20 protein-coding genes, 1 tRNA gene and 1 pseudogene are annotated in these 17240 nt (G+C 47.3%); 20 read left to right on the forward strand and 2 right to left on the reverse strand.

All coding sequences use genetic code 11. From position 1 onward, the window contains the following. Positions 1-47 precede the first annotated feature (47 nt). From CVU77_02830 to CVU77_02855, 6 genes are all read left to right on the forward strand, one after another. Positions 48-755: a glycosyl transferase family 2 gene (locus tag CVU77_02830; protein ID PKN01886.1), complete on the forward strand. Its 708-nt coding sequence runs from the start codon at positions 48-50 to the stop codon at positions 753-755. Positions 756-956: 201 nt separating this feature from the next. Beyond that, the gene (locus CVU77_02835) at positions 957-1415 is read left to right on the forward strand and encodes a hypothetical protein (GenBank protein ID PKN01887.1); all 459 of its coding nucleotides are present in this window, start codon (positions 957-959) and stop codon (positions 1413-1415) included. 10 nt (positions 1416-1425) lie between these two features. Beyond that, a complete protein-coding gene (locus CVU77_02840; GenBank protein PKN01888.1) occupies positions 1426-1827 on the forward strand; it encodes a hypothetical protein in 402 nt (133 codons plus the stop codon). Between the two features lie 455 nt (positions 1828-2282). Beyond that, a complete protein-coding gene (locus CVU77_02845; protein ID PKN02026.1) occupies positions 2283-2906 on the forward strand; it encodes an HNH endonuclease in 624 nt (207 codons plus the stop codon). After that, complete coding sequence (locus CVU77_02850) at positions 2899-3321, forward strand: hypothetical protein (protein ID PKN01889.1); 423 nt, start codon at positions 2899-2901, stop codon at positions 3319-3321. The genes CVU77_02845 and CVU77_02850 overlap by 8 nt, the downstream gene beginning before the upstream one ends. A 96-nt stretch (positions 3322-3417) precedes the next feature. Beyond that, a complete protein-coding gene (locus tag CVU77_02855; protein ID PKN01890.1) occupies positions 3418-3954 on the forward strand; it encodes an exonuclease in 537 nt (178 codons plus the stop codon). Between the two features lie 48 nt (positions 3955-4002). Here the strand turns inward: CVU77_02855 and CVU77_02860 are convergent, their stop codons facing one another. Further along, positions 4003-4458, reverse strand: a complete 456-nt coding sequence (locus CVU77_02860) for a hypothetical protein (GenBank protein PKN01891.1) — start codon at positions 4456-4458, stop codon at positions 4003-4005. 176 nt (positions 4459-4634) lie between these two features. Between CVU77_02860 and CVU77_02865 the strand changes: the two genes are divergently transcribed. The 7 genes from CVU77_02865 to CVU77_02895 all read left to right on the forward strand — a co-directional run bounded on the left by CVU77_02865 (position 4635) and on the right by CVU77_02895 (position 12400). Then, entirely contained in the window at positions 4635-5054 is a 420-nt protein-coding gene (locus tag CVU77_02865; GenBank protein ID PKN01892.1) for a hypothetical protein, read from the forward strand. A 13-nt stretch (positions 5055-5067) separates the two neighbouring features. Then, positions 5068-7794, forward strand: coding sequence for a hypothetical protein (locus tag CVU77_02870; GenBank protein PKN01893.1), 2727 nt, complete (start codon positions 5068-5070; stop codon positions 7792-7794). Next, a complete protein-coding gene (locus CVU77_02875) occupies positions 7779-8714 on the forward strand; it encodes a hypothetical protein (GenBank protein ID PKN01894.1) in 936 nt (311 codons plus the stop codon). Before CVU77_02870 ends, CVU77_02875 begins: the two co-directional genes overlap by 16 nt. A 283-nt stretch (positions 8715-8997) precedes the next feature. Next, on the forward strand, positions 8998-9459 hold the full coding sequence (locus CVU77_02880) for a hypothetical protein (protein ID PKN01895.1): 462 nt from the start codon (positions 8998-9000) through the stop codon (positions 9457-9459). Positions 9460-9939: 480 nt separating this feature from the next. Next, on the forward strand, positions 9940-10176 hold the full coding sequence (locus CVU77_02885) for a hypothetical protein (GenBank protein ID PKN01896.1): 237 nt from the start codon (positions 9940-9942) through the stop codon (positions 10174-10176). A 727-nt stretch (positions 10177-10903) separates the two neighbouring features. Next, on the forward strand, positions 10904-11461 hold the full coding sequence (locus CVU77_02890) for a hypothetical protein (protein PKN01897.1): 558 nt from the start codon (positions 10904-10906) through the stop codon (positions 11459-11461). Between the two features lie 3 nt (positions 11462-11464). After that, positions 11465-12400 carry a hypothetical protein gene (locus CVU77_02895; protein ID PKN01898.1) on the forward strand — a complete coding sequence of 312 codons (936 nt, stop codon included), beginning with the start codon at positions 11465-11467 and terminating at the stop codon, positions 12398-12400. A 206-nt stretch (positions 12401-12606) separates the two neighbouring features. Here CVU77_02895 and CVU77_02900 read toward each other — a convergent pair whose 3' ends face one another. Next, positions 12607-12834, reverse strand: a complete 228-nt coding sequence (locus CVU77_02900; protein ID PKN01899.1) for a hypothetical protein — start codon at positions 12832-12834, stop codon at positions 12607-12609. Positions 12835-12996: 162 nt separating this feature from the next. Here CVU77_02900 and CVU77_02905 point away from each other — a divergent pair, with 162 nt between their 5' ends. From CVU77_02905 to CVU77_02935, 7 genes and pseudogenes are all read left to right on the forward strand, one after another. Further along, a complete protein-coding gene (locus CVU77_02905; protein ID PKN01900.1) occupies positions 12997-13494 on the forward strand; it encodes a hypothetical protein in 498 nt (165 codons plus the stop codon). Between the two features lie 394 nt (positions 13495-13888). After that, positions 13889-14071, forward strand: coding sequence for a DNA-binding protein (locus CVU77_02910; protein PKN01901.1), 183 nt, complete (start codon positions 13889-13891; stop codon positions 14069-14071). Positions 14072-14131: 60 nt separating this feature from the next. Further along, positions 14132-15172, forward strand: a pseudogene (locus tag CVU77_02915) (hypothetical protein). A gap of 140 nt (positions 15173-15312) precedes the next feature. Beyond that, a tRNA-Ser gene (locus CVU77_02920) sits at positions 15313-15401 on the forward strand. 255 nt (positions 15402-15656) lie between these two features. Continuing rightward, a complete protein-coding gene (locus CVU77_02925; GenBank protein PKN01902.1) occupies positions 15657-16688 on the forward strand; it encodes a hypothetical protein in 1032 nt (343 codons plus the stop codon). A gap of 34 nt (positions 16689-16722) precedes the next feature. After that, positions 16723-16935, forward strand: a complete 213-nt coding sequence (locus CVU77_02930; GenBank protein ID PKN01903.1) for a hypothetical protein — start codon at positions 16723-16725, stop codon at positions 16933-16935. Next, a complete protein-coding gene (locus CVU77_02935) occupies positions 16928-17200 on the forward strand; it encodes a hypothetical protein (protein PKN01904.1) in 273 nt (90 codons plus the stop codon). Before CVU77_02930 ends, CVU77_02935 begins: the two co-directional genes overlap by 8 nt. Positions 17201-17240: the final 40 nt, after the last annotated feature.

Genomic DNA, 17240 nt, shown 5'->3' on the forward strand with positions numbered 1-17240 from the left:
GACGATATAAAACACTCGCCGTCCTTGAGTAGGCACAAAGAACAAAGATGATATCATTCATCGTCCCCGCCCACAATGAAGAGCGATTGCTTCCCGCCACGCTTCAAGCGATTGGCGAAGCGGCCAAGTCCGTTGGCGAACCGTACGAAGTCATCGTAGTTGACGACGCTTCGACGGACGCCACGTCCGATGTCGCCCGCAAGTGCGGCGCGAAGGTCGTCCGCATAGAGCGACGTCAAATCGCCTCGGCCCGCAACGCGGGAGCGCGCGAATCATCGGGCGAACGGCTCTTTTTCGTCGACGCCGACACCCTCATAACCTCCGATGTCCTTGGCGCCGCCATGCGCGCGATGGATTCCGGCGCCGTCGGCGGCGGCGCGACGGCCCGAATGGACGGCCGCCTGCCTCTTTACGCCCGCGCGATGCTTTCCGCGAGCATGCCGCTTTTCAGGATGCTGCGACTTGCTCCGGGATGTTTCGTGTTTTGCACCCGCAGGGCCTTCGAGGCGTCCGGCGGCTTCGACGAGCGCTACTACGCCGCCGAAGACATCGTCGTCAGTAACGCCCTCAAGCGCCAAGGCCGTTTCGTGATTTTGCGCGAGCATGTCGTCACGTCCGGAAGAAAAGCCCGCGCCAACAACTTATTCGACCTGTCGCGCCTGCTCGTCCGTCTGCTTCGTTATGGTCTCAAGTCCCGCAAGGCGCTCGGCTTCTGGTACGAAAAAAGGACGGATGATACGGAATTGCGCGGGTGAATCTTGGATGCCGCCTGCGCCGAAAGATGCCGTGCTCTGAATCAGTGTGATGGTTGAGCCCCGCGCCGACGATATGCTATACTGGCCGCAAAGCGTTACTAAGGAAAAATCGCTCCGAGCCCCGAATCGTTTGGCGATGTACAAATCTAATAGAACCGCGCGGCAGAGCGTGACGTCCGTTGCGGCAAGGAGGATACGCAAATGAAAGTTCCGGAATACATCACAAAGGAAGAAGTCCGTCGCGTCTGTCGGGAACTGGGCATCCGGGACTGGTCTATTCTGAAGGAACCCGTCATTCCTGCGAAGGAAGCGGAAGCGGTTCTTCGCGCACTCGATGTTCCTTCGATGAATGTCGATCTTTCCGTCTTCAAATCGGGTCTTGAAGTCGAGTTGGAGCATGGCACTCGCTATCCCGAGGCCAATGTCACGAACAACCACCCCATCATCACGGGCCGAATCGTCGTTGCTCATCTGAAAGAGTCGATGGACTACTACCTCAGACTTGCCGTTGCGGAGGCGGAGGGCGATTTGCTTTCCGCGATTCTTTCCGGAGACGGCAAACGCGCGGCACGAAAGCTCCGTGCCCTCGCCGAAGCTCGCGCCGAAGTAGCCCGCGCTGAGCAAACGCAGTTGGAAAATATAACCAAACCGGAGAATTAAGGAGAGACCGATGAAAACAAGAATGGGTTTGTGGATTGACCACAGAAAAGCCGTCATCGTGGCCGTTACGGACAAAGGGGAAGACACAATACTGATATTGTCGAAAGTGGAAAAGCATCTCCAGCGTTCCGGCGATTCGTCCCGCAAAGGTTATGCATCGCGGCAGGCGCCCGCGTCCGATAGTCGCCAGAGAATGTTTACAGGGCATATCAACGTTTACTACGATGCTATAATTGCGTGTCTTCGCGCCGCGGAATCCATTCTGATATTTGGTCCCGGCGAGGCAAAAGGCGAACTGAAAAAACGTCTTATAAAAAGTAAACTGGGCGGACGCATCGCAGGGGTTGAAGCAGTCGGCAATATGACGGATAACCAGATTGTGGCTAAGGTTCGCCGGCGCTTCGCTAAGTAGCGTTTGGCAATGTGGGTCGAGGCGGAATCATCCCGGGAAGTCGGATTGGTGAGAAGATAGGCCGCTAAAAATCGCGAAGTTTTTATGTAAACGATAAATACCCCGAATTTCGCGTGGTTTTTTAGTGGTTTTCGAGTGGTTGCCCCAGTGGTTTTCGTGTGGTTTTTGTGTGGCGTTCGGGTGGTGATTTATAGTGGATTTGGGGTGGTTTTGAAGCTAAAAAATAGCTAAGAATGGCTTGAATTACGGTCACTGAAAATGTATACTCTGAAAAGATAAAGCAATAAAATATCACAGCGGGGTCCGATGAGAGCATCAAAGCTTTCAACGGGGGGAATTGTAATCGCCCGGGCGTCTATTGGCGCCTCGGGCTTTTTTATTTTATGATTAAACCCGGCGATGTAATTTCTTATCAAACTATGTGTCAGGAAGAAAAATTTAGTTTACAAAAAGGTATGAATTATCACCTCGCACCTGGCTATAGTGTCATTTTGATGAGCACACAAACTGGTGCGCCATATTCAGATCGCGTCGAGGGTAATGGTAAAACGCTTATTTATGAGGGGCATGACATCCCTAAAACCAAAGGGGTCGATGATCCGAAAAAATATGATCAGCCTATGAAAAATCCAAGCGGGTCATTGACGCAAAATGGAATGTTTTTTAAGGCGGCTGGCGAGTATAAAAAGAACGCCAAAAGTCCAGAACTCGTTAAGGTTTATGAAAAAATCAGGCCTGGTATTTGGGCATACAATGGATTGTTTGAGCTTCAAGATGCTTGGATGGAAAGTGATGGCCGCCGTGACGTGTTTAAGTTTAAATTGGCAATCACGGACGAATCACTAAGTGAAAAGAATGCTGAGCAGTCAGATATTGATCATACTCGTATAATTCCGTCGGAAGTCAAGCGTATAGTTTGGGCACGTGATAAGGGTAAGTGTGTCGAGTGTGGTGCGGTCGATAATCTTCATTTTGACCATATTATTCCTTACAGTAAAGGTGGCTCTTCGCGCGACGCAGAAAATATCCAACTTCTTTGCGCGAGACATAATTTGGCAAAGAGGGATAGGATTGGATAATATCAGAGGGCTTGCTATGAATATTTCCGAGTTTATTAGGTTCGACAATCTTGTTTTGTTGCCAGCTTTGCTGGCTGTATTGAAGAAGTTTTATGACGCGGCTTTGAGGTATCAGACGTATCATTTCAAGGAATATTTTCTGGTCCCCACGCGTTTCGAGCGGTGGCTTATGCATGTTGGATTGCTCGGCATGTGTTTTTGTATCTGTTTTTCGTTTACTGCAAAGAGTATTCTTGTGTTGCGTGAGTATATGTGGTTTATCCAATTTATTTGCGTTTGTGCGCTTAATGTTGCTGTTATAAGTTGTTCTGTGATGCCTCCGCTTAGGGCTGGCAAAAGTGAATTTAAAATAATTTACAGTCGCAATATTCTGAGGGGTAAATATTATAATAAAAATGGGGGACTGTTTTTCTGAGAGAGTGGGGGGGGAGACGCTAAACCACAACCCACGGCTCGGTTTTGTAACTGTGGTGTTGTCGCTTGAATCGGGGCTGTTGAATGTGGAGGCAATATGTCAAAAAAGCAAATCGTAAAATCATCCCGCCCACCGGTTTTCGCCGCAATAGATTTTGAAACTGCCGACTATTGGCACGACAGCGCGTGCTCTGTGGCTGTAGTGCGGGTGGAAGACAATAAGATTGTCGAGCGCGTCCATCACTACATCCGCCCCCCGCGCCAGGAATTTGTTTTTACGCACGTGCACGGTATCACGTGGGAAGATGTGGTCGATGCTCCCAAATTCTCTCAGATATGGCCCGACTTGCACAAAGTAATTTCAGGCGTTGAGTTTCTTGCGGCGCACAACGCCCCTTTTGATCGTGCGGTGCTCGATAAATGTTGTAGTAAGGCGAATTTTAAACTGCCCGATGTTCCGTTTCAATGCACTATGCGTCTTGCCAGAGAGATTTGGGGGCTAAGGCCGACTAAATTATCCGATGTCTGCGCGCATTTAGACATACCGTTGCAACATCATAACGCTAAATCTGATGCCGAGGCGTGCGCAAAGATTGTGATCGCAGCCATGAAAGCAGGCGCGTCTTTGTCTTAGTAGATTTTTTGGGGGGCGGGTATTTTTGAAGGGAACAATCCTAAAAACTCAACCTATCAGCCACGCCTCGCCGGTGGGTTTGCGGGGCTGGCGCTTGAAACCTTTCGTAGATTTTACGGAGAGTTTTACTTTTGATTCGGCTTTCTGAGAAAATCCTTCGGTGTGAGATGATACCATCGCCTCGAACGCGTTTATCACGGCGAGGCGTTTTTTATCGTTCAGACGTTCAAGTCGTCGCCACATGGCCAGCCATCGCGTCAGACCCGGTTTGGGCGGATTCGGTAAATATCCTTCTTCATCGCCGGCAAATACTCCGAAGTCCGCGTTCAACGCCCGTGCCATTTTTGCTACCGTCACAATCGACGGCTTTTTGACGCCGCGCTCGACGTCGCTTATAAACTTCGCCGAAACGCCCGACGCTTCGGATAGTTTTTCTTGAGTGATTCCGGCCTCTTCTCTCCGTGCTCTGAGCGTTTGCGCCACGTTTTTGTAGATTTTTTCCATAAGTCAAATCCCGCCTTTGCGCTCGCCTTGCGGTTCACGCTTTAGGGCGATTATTTTACAATATCCCCGCCGCGTCACACTACCACCTAAAAGGCGTATTAAATATCGCCTTATGGCTTGACTTTGCCCTCTTGATTTTCTATAATCTACGTAAATCCAGCAAGGGAGGGAAAGTCATGAAAAAAGTTTTTACCCCATTGGTTTTGTTGATACTTGTAGGTTTTATCGGATGCGCCACTGCCCCCGTCTGGCGGCCGCTTTTCCCGCCCGAATATAAAGTAAGCAAGGATTTTGACAAGGTTTGGCCCAAAATAGTCGCCGCTATTTCGGAAGATTTCGATATTGCAATACTGGAAAAAGAATCTGGATACCTACAAACTAACTGGAAGGAAAAACGAGGTTTTCTCGGAGCCAAGGAAACAAGAACAAGGGTTTCCGTCAGGACTCAGAAGAAAACTGCCCCGCTTGAGATTGATGTCCGTGCCGAGAAACAGGGTTGGGAATCGTGGACGGAACAATGGATAGATAAGGGCAATGACGTTGACCTCGAAGAAAAAGTGCGTAATGCTGTTGCGCGGAAATTGATGGGCGACTGATTTTAGGGGATTTATGAAGAATGTAAAACATTTTCTTGTCGCCGTGGCGGTAGGGCTCACTATTTTTGCACCTCTTCGCGCCCAGCAAAAAGCCCCGCCACAAAACCTCGAAACAAAACCCATCGAATACGTTCCTGACGAGATACTTGTTATCTATAAACCCAACGCTTCGGAAAATCAAATATCTTCAATGCTTTCATCTAAGGGGTCGCTTGCCACCGGGGAGTTTTTTGCCACTCACGAGAAGAAGCGTAAAGTCAGAAGGATTAAAATAAAAAAAGGCAAGACGATTGCCGAGAGCGTCGCGGATTTCAGGAAAAATCCTCTCGTAGAACATGCTCAGCCGAACTACATTTATTATTTGAACGCAGTCCCAAACGACACTTCGTTTAATCAGCTTTGGGGGCTTAAGAACACGGGGCAAACGGTCGACGGAACAGCCGGTACGGCGGATGCCGATATAGACGCCGATTATGCCTGGGATATAACGACGGGCACGACCGCCGTGGTGGTTGCGGTGATTGATTCGGGTATAGCGGCGGCCAATCCCGACTTGTCAGCGAACATTTGGGCCGGGAGTGGTTATGATTTTTTCGATGACGATTCGGATGCCACTGACTACAACACTCACGGAACGCATGTCGCGGGAACCATAGGCGCTGTGGGCAATAACTCAAGCGGAATAACCGGCGTTAACTGGCGCACAAAGATAATGCCCATAAAAGTTTTTGGCGTTTCGGGGAGCGGCTCCAAGAGTGATACGCTGATTAAGGGCATCAATCATGCTGTTTCCGGCGGGGCAAAAATAATAAATGCAAGTTTAAGCGGGTATGGCGGCTACGACGGAGATTTGACATATCAGGCAATACAGGCGGCGAAAAATGCCGGAGTTTTATTTGTCGCGGCAGCCGGAAATGACGCCGACAACAACGATACCAAACCGAAATATCCGGCTTCTTACAACTTATCAAATATAATTTCTGTGGCCGCGACCGACCAGAACGATAATCTGGCGTCTTTTTCAAACTATGGGGCAACCAAAGTCCACCTTGCTGCGCCCGGCGTAAACATATACAGCACAGTGGCCATTTATGACGAGGGTTCATCAACTGTATATAGCACGGGTTTTGACGGGGATTATACCGGAGATTGGTACACTAAAGGCACAAACAATACTTGGAGTATAAACAGTGAGCAGAGGGTTTCGTTACCTAACAGTTTACAAGACAGCCTTGGCGGAAATTACACCGATAATCTGGTGTCTACACAGACCTTTGCTTACTGCAATACGCCCATCACTTACACCAAGGACAGTAAATACTTTTTGAACTTCAAAGTTAGATATGACCTTGAGAATAATTATGACTTTCTTGACATAATTGTTTCTGTTGATAAAACCAACTGGTTGCCGCTTTATCTGTTCACGGGAAACAGTAATGACAGAAGAACGGGATCATCAGGCGGTGTTTTTTCACAGGCATCTATAGATATAACATCTTTGGTTGAAGTATATGGAGTGCGTTATTTCGGTTTCGGCATTTCATCCGACTCCTCATATAATTACGACGGGGTTTATATAGATGATGTTAGTGTTGTCCGTAAGCCACTAAGCATAAACTCTTATTCTCTTGCTTACAAAGACGGCACCTCGATGGCCGCGCCGCATGTGGCCGGAGCGGCGGCACTTGTGTTGGCATCCAATCCAAACTTAAGTGTCGAACAATTGCGCGCAGTGTTACTCGGTGGCGTCGAACAGAAAGCGTCTTTGAGCGGTAAGGTTTCGACGGGAGGGCGTCTGAATGTATTTAAGGTGATGTCTATACCCGTTGCTCCGTCGGGAGTGGCGGGCGCGGCGCTTTCTACATCCTCAATACGATGGACTTGGAACGATAACTCCGTCAATGAGAAAAAATTCATAGTCAAAAATGCGGCGGGGGGAACCTTGGTAGAGGTTTCGTCTAATATTGTGCAGTGGGTTCAGGGAGGACTGTCCCCGAATACGTCTGCCAGTGTGTCTATAGCGGCATACAACGACGCGATATCCGACTACAGCGAGTCATTCTGGTATCAGTGGTCATCATTGCTTTCCGGTCAGGTCTACACCCTCGCCAACCCGCCTGTGCAACCAGCCGTTTCCTCCGCTTCCAAAGCGGGCGGTATTGCGCTTTCATGGGGCGCCAACGGGAATCCCTCGCAGACCCGCTGGCCGATACAAAGAGCAAAAAACGACGGCGATTTTTCAACTATCGTCGACTCCGACGATGCACTTACGGATATAACCTATACCGACCATGCTATAACAGGCGGCTCTACTTATTATTATCGCATAGCCGCGCTGAACGGTGATACCGTTGCGTCATCTTTTGCCTTGACAGTTTCCACGTATATCTCCACGCAAGATCCTACGAACCCGTCGGAGGAACCGACACTTGCTCGCGGCGAGGCCGGGGTGCAGTATGTGAGCGCAGGCGTCGATAGGGGATATTTTAATCCGTCTGCCGGTGAAAAAGTAAATATTTATTTCGTGCCTGCTGTCGACGGCGTCGTTAAGATAAGCATTACGCCTCTCGACGGAAGCGCGGCCTATACCGAGGAAAAAAATGTTTCTGCGGGCCGCTCCGCTTTCTTTGAGTGGCGCGGGACGTTTCACGGAGGAAGAACGGCGACAAGCGGAATATATCCTGCCTTTATTGAAGGCGCGGGAATCAGGAAAATAAAAAAGATATGCGTGATTCGATAAATAATTTAAGAGTATTCACAAACAGATGGGCCATGTCGGCGGCAGTTGTATCCGCGCTTTTTTTTGCCGCCGGAATTTGCCGGGCCGAAATACTACTTACAAAACCGCCGTCGGCCCGCCTTGCCGCAAGCGAGGTCTTCGCAGCCACCGACGGACTTCCGTCGTCTCTGCTCGTTAACCCGGCGATGATAGCCGTTTCAGATTACTCGCTCGAAACCTCGGTATCAAGAGGTTTTATGGGCGACGACGCATATTATTACGCGGGTGCGGTTAAAAACTTTCAAAGAAAAGTCGACCAAAAGAACTTTGGCGATATCCGCGCGGGCATTTTCGTCGGTCACTATGATGGCGGTCCGCTTGAGTTTTATGACAGTTTGGGTCGTGCCCGTACGGTGAAAGCGCAAAGCGATTATATGGCCGCCATCGGCGTTAGCGCCGTGCGCGGCGAGGGCTCTATCGGAGCGGGCGTCAAGATTTATTCTTCTCGTCTCGCCGACTATGCCGCTGCCTCCGCGATTGCTTTTGATATAGGCACTATTTCCCGCGACCCGAAGAGTGATTTTTTTGTGGGGTTTGCCGTGAAAAATATCGGCTCGTCGATGAAATACATCACCGAGGAAGAAAAACTTCCTCTGACTGCGGCCTGTATCATCGGCGCGGCCGGGAAAAATTATACTGCCGGCGTTAACATCCCATATAACGTGCGCGACGCGATACTTTCGCCAGAGGCGGGTGTTGAGGCGATTATCGACGGGACTTTTTTTCTTCGCGGCGGATACAAAAGCAGTGCCGTCGAGACTTTCGCCGTAGGTTTTGGGCTTAATCTTGCCGCGCGTTCGCTCAGACTCGACTACACTATGGGCATAAACAAGATTTTTGAAAATACACACAGCATCTCGATTTCTTATTCGCCACGTTGACAAAACGTGCAAGATTGTGTTTTGCATGGCACCGCTTGACACGCCCCGACCAGATTTGTAGAATTATCTCGTATGAAGTAAATGGTCATGCGGGGGTTGGATGAAAGTTTGTATGCTTTCGGGGAAAAACGGTTCAAAAAAATGACAGCCCGTGCGGCTTTCTGCCGCCGCGGGCTTTTTTGGTTTACGGTTGAACCATGATTGGTTGGAGTATTGCACGGAAAGTAGCAGTTCGTCTTTGCTGCTTACGCGGATAGTATAGTATTTGTGTGGTGGTAATGGAATGATAACAGCAGAATCAAAATTACGCGTTGCTGTAAAAACCCTTCAGAGTGCTAGAAAAAAACTCCACGCCGATTTCCCAGAATGGAATTTCACTCTCGACGGCAAGCTTATTGGTGACATTGGCGAAGCATACGCAAAAGCACATTTTAGCCTTGTAAAAATAGATAGTAATAGTAAAGCTCACGACTTTAAGGCGCCCGACGGACGTCTTGTACAGGTCAAAATTACCCAAAAAAAGACATTGGGACTGGGGATCTCTGCTCCTACCTTCGACTATTTTATAGCTCTTTGCTTGAGTGAAAATGGAGATTTCCAAGTCGTTTACAATGGCAAAGGTTCTAGAGTGTATAAGCGTAAAGGGCACCCCCCGAAAAAATCCATTTCTGTAATAAAACTGAAAGAATTAAATAAGCAGGTGGATAAATCGGAAACAATTCCCAGTAAGCAGAACACCAAATAAGTAAATGTACCGGATACTCGTTCCTCGTGACGATGGTTATTGTATCAAGTGTCTATGAAAATAACTCTAAAGGTTATCGGAGATATGCTTGTATCTTTAATTTAGTTTGTGGCCGCGAACGATAACTATGTATTCACATGATGGCAATAATAACCATGCCGACTGATGAAGAGCTGGAGCAAGCAAATAGATTTCGCACCTATCTGAACTATCTCAGTGCAATTTCTGATTTTCTCGGAGATGTTTACGCTCACCCGGAAAGTATTATCAGTCCGATAGTACAGACATCAGTATTCCAATCAATCCAAGGCGGGCGTAGCATAGACACCGGAAGAATGGCTGAGCTATTACGCAACGCGTGGTTCACAGAGATTCAAATGAGAATTTCTGCTCAGTATGATGAATTCGTTTCTTACTCCAACCATTGGATACCCGTTCAAGCTTATTACGCAAGCTATTTGGCCCTCCGCGCCTATTTCAATGCAAGCGGACAAACTGTTGGACGAGAGCATGGTTCAAATCTTAAGGCGATTGCCGAGGAAATTAGTCGCCGACCGCTTTTATACCCTCAACCTTGGCGTGTGGTTTGTGCCGGTAATCCTGAAACTTCAGATTGTCAACTGCGCCATCTCCCGAATGATGTCACCGTCTCTCCAATTTCAAGTCTCATGTCAAGTTGGCGAGTTTCATTTTGGGATTCTTATGCTAAGTTTTTAAGAACTACACGCCTGCGCCATTTGCAAAAGCAATGCGATGATTGGAAGGAATCTAACAATCGCAAGCGTGTCTGCTCGAATGTCAAACGACGATTCATAGATAATTTATCTCCGACAACACTGTTCCATTGCCTTTATCGTTTACGTTTGCGCTCAAACTATTCCGATGCTGACTCGTTCCTTCTGTCTGTTGCCGGTTCTGCCGATGGTATATCTTTTCATGCCGCCTTGCGGAAAATTTGTTGGGGCACGCTCTTGATATTGGAAACTCTCACTGCCCGATATATCGGTAAGCTTGAATTTGAAAATATTGTCAATAGTTTCAGACGCTATGAACGTAGTGCGGTCTCTGATGAATTAATTGGCCTTCGATGGGAGAAGGTTCGTTCTCTGTGGTGAGATTTGCGCGTGCCGAGACCATTTAGAACTAAAGTTGTAATGATCAGGGTAAAGGTTATTGGGAACGCGATAGTAAACAAAGGAGGGTGATTACTATTATGATAGAATTATTGAAGCGTTGCGCTATGAATTATTCGACACTGTCTTGCTGCCATCCGCAACCCCATACGTGCGATTGTCCCTCCTGTTTCCACGACGGTTTTCGTGGGGGAAAAGATATATATAATTGTCCCAAAAAGGTTAATTACTACGTCATAAATTATGGCCCATCCTTTGTCAGTGAAATCTATCATTATTTAAGCAATTCTCAAATTCTTGAAAATAATTTCATGAACAAGAAAATAAAAATATTGTCATTAGGATGTGGTTTCGCCCCAGATTTTTTGGCTGCCACTAAGTATATTTCAGACAATGACTTATCAATGAGCATTGATTATCATGGAATAGATATGAACGATAGTTGGAAATCCGCAAGATATGAGCTCACAGGTGCCCGATTTTCGACTGACGATGTAAGCGTGAATATCGATCTTTCGGGCTATGATATTGTGATAATAGGCAAATTGTTTTCAACGCTTATGAAAAATTCCCTTGGGGGCAAATTTCTTGACACGTTTAGATGGGCGGTATCAAGTCAACTTAAGAAAAGTGCTTTTGTTATTTTTAATGACATCAATAGTCGGAATAAGGGGCGGGATGTATTTCATAACAGAGTGTGTGACCTTTTTACTAGCGTTCGTCAATATTATTGCGATGATCCTCCATACAAAGGCGCGAGTTGGATACCAATCCCAGAGAATCATATTGTTTGTAGTATTCCTATTGGTTTTGAGCACAGCCCGCTGAGAGAAATAAGACAAAGCGTATTTTTTGAGTATAAAAAATAACTTATGATAATAAGTGCCAGTCGGCGCACAGATATTCCCGCCTTTTATTCTGAATGGCTGTTTAATCGGTTTAGAGAGAGCTATTTGTTGGTGAGAAATCCCATGAATATTCATCAGATAAGCCGTATTAATTTATCGCCACAGTTGATTGATTGTATCGTATTCTGGACAAAAAACCCAGCAGGAATGCTTAATAGATTGAACGAATTAAGGGGTTACGATTACTATTTTCAGTTTACGATTACCGGGTATGGTAAGAGTTTGGAGCCTAATGTGGCGGCACTCAATCAGAGGTTGGATATTTTTAAGACTTTATCTGATAAAATAGGCAAAAAACGAGTAATTTGGCGTTATGACCCGATAATATTTTCAAACGATTTTGACGTTCAATATCACGTAAAAATGTTCAAGTATATCGCACAAGAGTTGGAAGGTAAAACCCAAAGGTGTGTTATTAGTTTCGTGGATTTTTATAAAAAAATACTGAAAAATATGTCATCAGTTGGACCGGCTAATTTCGATAATGCTTACTTGTTTGAAGTTGCAAATGCCCTGTCGAACGTTTCTTCGAGACATAATATAGAATTGACAAGTTGTGCTGAAGAAGTCGATCTTGCCAAATACGGGATATCCCATGGTAAGTGCATTGATGATAAACTGATCGAGGAAATCTTTAATATTCGATTAGATATTGCCAAAGATAAAACGCAAAGAGAAGAGTGCGGTTGTGTTGCCAGTATTGACATCGGTGCTTATAACACATGCCCCAACGGGTGTTTGTATTGTTACGCTAATTATGATATGAATAAGGTTCGGCATAACTATTCTTTGCATGACCCCGAGTCCCCACTCTTGTTTGGAGATATTGGGGCTAACGATAAAATAACAGAAAGAAAATTAAAAAGTTGTAAGGTGTATCAAAGGGGTTTGTTTTCTTAAATTTTTTTTTGACATCCCGCCGGAAAGTTCAATTTAAAGCCCCCCAAAAACGTCTCTTAAAAAACCCTTGACTTCCGGTAGATTTTTTATTACAATATACATGTACAACACATGTATATGTAATTAATTAAACCCCATTGGGGGATTCTACCATGAATGCGCAAAGATTAAAAAAGCGTTTACCTAGTTCAGATGAAACTCAACCGTCACAGAAGATTTGCCGGATCGTAGCCACGCCGGAAGCCGAAAAAGACCTTCGTCAAAATGTGGATAGACGGATAGATGAACTGGTTAAACGTCGTAGTGCCCAAGCCGTTGATATCGATAAGGCGGCCGGAGAGCAAAAAACTATAAGCCCTAAAGATGAGGCCACTGTGGTCAAGAAAATCAAACAACTGAATGATAAGTATTTTGCCGCAAATATTATTGAACACACTGTATGTAAAGAGCGCCGTCTCGCCCTTGGTCAGGTAAAGAAGATAGCGGGGCTTACTCGACGTCAAATAATATACTGGCAGTCAGTAGATGCGATGTTTTTTGGGCAGGAGGGCGCTTATGACCCTCGGAGATTTTCCATTGGCGATGTTATCAAGTTGATGATTATAAAAGAGATTAAGCAAAACACGGGCATACCGCCGAAAAGATTAAACAGGTTTGTCTCGTGGATTCAAAGATATAACATCGTCGACGCCCGTCTTCACGATTTTTCCGTCGGGCGGGATATTTTTCTTTATTCGGATTTAAAGTCAATCTGGTATTCCGGTCACGGCGTGGACGGTCGGGTCCCGCAGAAATGGGGAGATAAACCGATTGTCCTTATGCCGCTCAATGATATTTTCAAAAAAGTATTGCTTAATCCTGCGGTTTTCTCCGATAAGTTTCGAGTCGAGAAACAGGGCGAGCAGTTTGTTTATTTTATAAACGGCAAGAAGTTCGATTTTGCGTCGTATAAGAATCATCCGAACCCGGGCGGACTCAAATTAACACTTCAAAAATCCGACTTGCCTATAGTTTTCAACTATCGAGTAAAGAAATACGCACTTCATAGCACTGATGGCGGAGGCCTTGTACTGAAAAACGCTGAGTCAAAATAGAAGTCGAATAAAAATATTTCCAAACACTTTCTCTGTTCGTAATAACTAAACGGGAATCAGTCCCGTGGGTGTGAGCCGACAGAGCAGGGTATGCTTGAGGAAAAGCACGCACCCGCTCTGTCGGTTTTTATTTTACGACGTGGCGGGGCGTAACTAAGGAGAGAAATATGGCAAAGATAGTAAAGCGTTTTGTCTGGAAGTATATAACAGTAGAGGTTATGCGACGCGGGAACGGCTGGCCCGTGGTCAGAAAAATCAGGGTTCCCACGATTGCACGCGTCGCTTGGTACTGGAAGGTCGGCAAGCCGCCGCGATATTACCCTTACCACAGCCGCCGTCGTCGTCGGTAAAATCGGCGGAGGATTTTGTATCCGCCTCAACAAAGGAGAAGTTTATGGAAAGAAAACTACTAAAAGTCGCCGAGGCCGCGGAATATCTTGGCACGACGGAAGGCACGCTTTACGTCTGGGTTTGCAGGAAACGCATCCCTCATATAAAAATGGGCCGCAAGTTGATGTTTGACGTCTCGGATTTGGAGAAATGGATAGCATCGCAGAAAATCCCCGCGGAATCGTGATGATGAGTCGGGGAATTGTGATTTCTAAGGGGGAATTTAGTATCATTGAGGGGGTATATTATGAGATTATTCAAAAAATGTTCTCATTGCCGGAGCCAGTTCGCGGCGACGAAGATAACCGCTGCCGCCGAAGCGGCCAAATGCCCCAAGTGCGGGGCGTCTCTTCGCGGTGCCCAGTGGTATATCGACTACTACGTGGGCTACGAGCGTAAGAGAGAGGCCGTCGGCACACAAAAGCGTTTCGCCGAGGAAGTCATAGCCAAGCGCCGCATCGAGATAAAAGAGGGGAAGTTCTTTGACAGAAAAAAAGAGAGCGTGCACAGATTAAAAGAAATCCTCGACGACTTTCTGGCGTATTCCAAAACCAACAAGAAATCCTATGAGCGCGACATCGGACTCGTCAAGCAGCTTCTGACTTACTTCGACGGCTCCAAGCGCCTTGAGGCGGTAACGCCGATCCTCATCGAACAATACAAAGGCAAACGCCTCAACGCCGACGGAAGAAAGCCCGCGACGGTAAACCGCGAACTCGCCTGCCTCAAGTGCGCTTTCAACTGGGCGATAAAAAACGCCAAGGCGTCGGCGAACCCCGTGCGAAGCGTCAAACTCTTGAAAGAAAACAATATGCGCTTGCGCTATCTCTCGCAAGAAGAAATCGGACGGCTTCTTAACGCCTGTCCGACGACGATAAGGCGCATCGTGACCGCCGCGCTTCACACCGGAATGCGCCTGGGGGAAATACTTCCTCTCAAATGGGAAGACATTGATTTCGCTCAGAATATCATCATCCTCAAAAATACCAAAAGCGGCCGGATGAGAGAAATCCCGATAAACGGGGTTTTGCGCAAAACGCTCAATGAGTGCCGCAAAAACACGGATGAAGTCCACGTCTTCTGCAACGAATCGGGCGTGCCTTATCGCAGTATCAATAGCATGTTCCAGCGCATAATCAAGAAAGCGGGCATTGCCGATTTCCGGTTCCACGATTTGCGCCATACGGCGGCATCATACATGGTCATGTTGGGCATACAACTTGCCACCGTAAGGGAGATTTTGGGCCATCAGAGCATCAATATGACGCTCAGGTATGCCCACCTGTCTCAGGAGCACAAACTCACGGCAATGGAGATGTTGGGGACGCGACTCGACACCCTTTCGACACCCCGACCCCCCGATGGCCAAAACACCCGAAAAGAGGGTGATGAGAAAAGTATTGATATTTCAGCATTTTTGAGTAATCTGGAGAGGTCGCCTAGTGGTTTAGGGCGGCGGTTTGCTAAACCGCTGTCCCGCTAAAGCGGGACCGGGGGTTCGAATCCCCCCCTCTCCGATACCTTTTGAACAGACAGAAAGCTTTTTGGTAAGTCGAGTAAGGGCAGTTTGGGCTCTTTCGGAGACAAAATATACACCACGCCGTCATTTAAGCAAGACGCTCCGCATCTTTACCTGAAAGCCGCGGACGTCTTCGGCAACGTCGCAATCAGCGGCAAAAATTGACGGATTTCGCCGCATCTCTCTATAAAATCCAAATCCAATCGGCGTTCGATGCCCCCGTCGGCGCCTTGATAATTTCAAAGGGGGCACAATGAATCCGAAAAAAATTCTCATCATAAAACCCAGCGGCATAGGCGACATCGTTCACGCCGCGCCCGTGGCCAAAGCGCTTAAAATCCTCTATCCTGCGTCGGAAATACACTGGGTGGTCTTTACGAAGTTCGCAGGTATAATGCGCTGCGTCGAGGGTGTCGACGCTCTTGTAAAATGGGATCGCAAGGGCGGGATTAAGGAATATTTCAGGGTTCTCGGTGAGATACGCCGACGTCGCTACGACATAGTCATCGACCTGCAGGGGCTTTTGCGGTCGGCTTTTTTAAACCGCTTTTCCAATGCGGCAAATAAATTTTCCACGCCGCTTTTGCGCGAATTGGCGTGGCTCGTGGAACGTCCCGTCGAGAAATACGATCCGCGCCTGCACGCCGTCGAGCGGAATTACAGGGTGGCGGAATTTATCGCGCGAATCGAAGGCAAACAAATTCCCGCTCCGTCGGAACTCGTTCCATGGTTGAAAGTTCCCGACAGGGAGGATGGTATAGCCGCCGTCGCGCTTTCCAAGGCGTCGTTACCGGCGGCGTTTGCCGTGGCCAGCCGCGGCCGGCACAAAATCTGGCCGGCGGAAAAATTCGCAGAACTTATAAACCGCATGAGCGATCCGGCGGAGAATGTCGCTGCCGTCACGCCTGTTCTGGTAGGCAGCGCAGGCGAGCGCGACATCGCCGCGGCGGTTGTATCCAAACTTAAACGTAAGGCCGTCAACCTGGTCGGCGAGATATCGCTCCCGGAGCTGGCGGGCGTTTTGAAAAAGTGCCGTATCGTCGTAGGAAATGATTCCGGGGTGATTCATATAGCCGCGGCATTGGGCGTCCCCACGCTGGGTGTATTCGGAGCCACGAATCCCGTATGGTACAGGCCGTATAACGATAAGTCCGCTTATGTTTATAAAAAATGCCCGTGTTCACCCTGCGACATAAAGACCTCCTGCCGCGATTTCAAGTGCATGAAAGATATAACAGTCGAAGATGTTTTGAAAAAAGCGATGGATATTTTGGGGAAACGTTAAAAATATCATAAAGCCGACCGGGAGATTATATTGTATGGAAAAACAACTGGGTAAATTGATAAGCAAGTTGTCCGAAGTCAACATCACGCTTTGGCATGAGGAAGATAAGGCCCGCGTCGACGATGACCATCAAATCGCCGCGGCCAAAAGAAACATCGACAAATTGAACCAGCAGAGAAATGACCTGATTGAACAAATTGATGAGTGCGTATTAAGCATATACAGGGAGGGAAAAAGCAATGGCTGAAACTGTGGGGAGTTTGGTCGACAAAATAACTATCGCCGACTTAAAAATATTTCATATGGGCGAACAAACTAAACGCAACGATGCCGGCGCCGAGCATATTATAAAATGCAAACAGCGGATAGATATTATGGTTTTGCAAAGGGATGACTTGATTAATGAGTTGAATCAACTTGTGAAAGATATTTTTTCCGGGGAATATAAGCCGAAAATGTATCGGCAATTCAAGATGTATAACGACCCGAAATACGGGATAAAAACAAAATAAAACCAAATCACGTTTTGACATAAGCATAGTTTTACTGCGG

The organism is Elusimicrobia bacterium HGW-Elusimicrobia-1, assembly GCA_002841695.1.
Classification (GTDB): Bacteria; Elusimicrobiota; Endomicrobiia; order PHAN01; family PHAN01; genus PHAN01.

Bases quoted from the DNA above. Each gene is read 5' to 3' on its own strand.
- CVU77_02930 (PKN01903.1), top strand. From the start codon at position 16,723: ATGGAAAAACAACTGGGTAAATTGATAAGCAAGTTGTCCGAAGTCAAC.
- CVU77_02905 (PKN01900.1), top strand. From the start codon at position 12,997: ATGATTATAAAAGAGATTAAGCAAAACACGGGCATACCGCCGAAAAGA.
- CVU77_02925 (PKN01902.1), top strand. From the start codon at position 15,657: ATGAATCCGAAAAAAATTCTCATCATAAAACCCAGCGGCATAGGCGAC.
- CVU77_02835 (PKN01887.1), top strand. From the start codon at position 957: ATGAAAGTTCCGGAATACATCACAAAGGAAGAAGTCCGTCGCGTCTGT.
- CVU77_02870 (PKN01893.1), top strand. From the start codon at position 5,068: ATGAAGAATGTAAAACATTTTCTTGTCGCCGTGGCGGTAGGGCTCACT.
- CVU77_02855 (PKN01890.1), top strand. From the start codon at position 3,418: ATGTCAAAAAAGCAAATCGTAAAATCATCCCGCCCACCGGTTTTCGCC.
- CVU77_02830 (PKN01886.1), top strand. From the start codon at position 48: ATGATATCATTCATCGTCCCCGCCCACAATGAAGAGCGATTGCTTCCC.
- CVU77_02875 (PKN01894.1), top strand. From the start codon at position 7,779: ATGCGTGATTCGATAAATAATTTAAGAGTATTCACAAACAGATGGGCC.
- CVU77_02880 (PKN01895.1), top strand. From the start codon at position 8,998: ATGATAACAGCAGAATCAAAATTACGCGTTGCTGTAAAAACCCTTCAG.
- CVU77_02885 (PKN01896.1), top strand. From the start codon at position 9,940: ATGCAAGCGGACAAACTGTTGGACGAGAGCATGGTTCAAATCTTAAGG.
- CVU77_02865 (PKN01892.1), top strand. From the start codon at position 4,635: ATGAAAAAAGTTTTTACCCCATTGGTTTTGTTGATACTTGTAGGTTTT.
- CVU77_02910 (PKN01901.1), top strand. From the start codon at position 13,889: ATGGAAAGAAAACTACTAAAAGTCGCCGAGGCCGCGGAATATCTTGGC.
- CVU77_02840 (PKN01888.1), top strand. From the start codon at position 1,426: ATGAAAACAAGAATGGGTTTGTGGATTGACCACAGAAAAGCCGTCATC.
- CVU77_02845 (PKN02026.1), top strand. From the start codon at position 2,283: ATGAATTATCACCTCGCACCTGGCTATAGTGTCATTTTGATGAGCACA.
- CVU77_02895 (PKN01898.1), top strand. From the start codon at position 11,465: ATGATAATAAGTGCCAGTCGGCGCACAGATATTCCCGCCTTTTATTCT.
- CVU77_02890 (PKN01897.1), top strand. From the start codon at position 10,904: ATGAACAAGAAAATAAAAATATTGTCATTAGGATGTGGTTTCGCCCCA.
- CVU77_02935 (PKN01904.1), top strand. From the start codon at position 16,928: ATGGCTGAAACTGTGGGGAGTTTGGTCGACAAAATAACTATCGCCGAC.
- CVU77_02860 (PKN01891.1), bottom strand. From the start codon at position 4,458: ATGGAAAAAATCTACAAAAACGTGGCGCAAACGCTCAGAGCACGGAGA.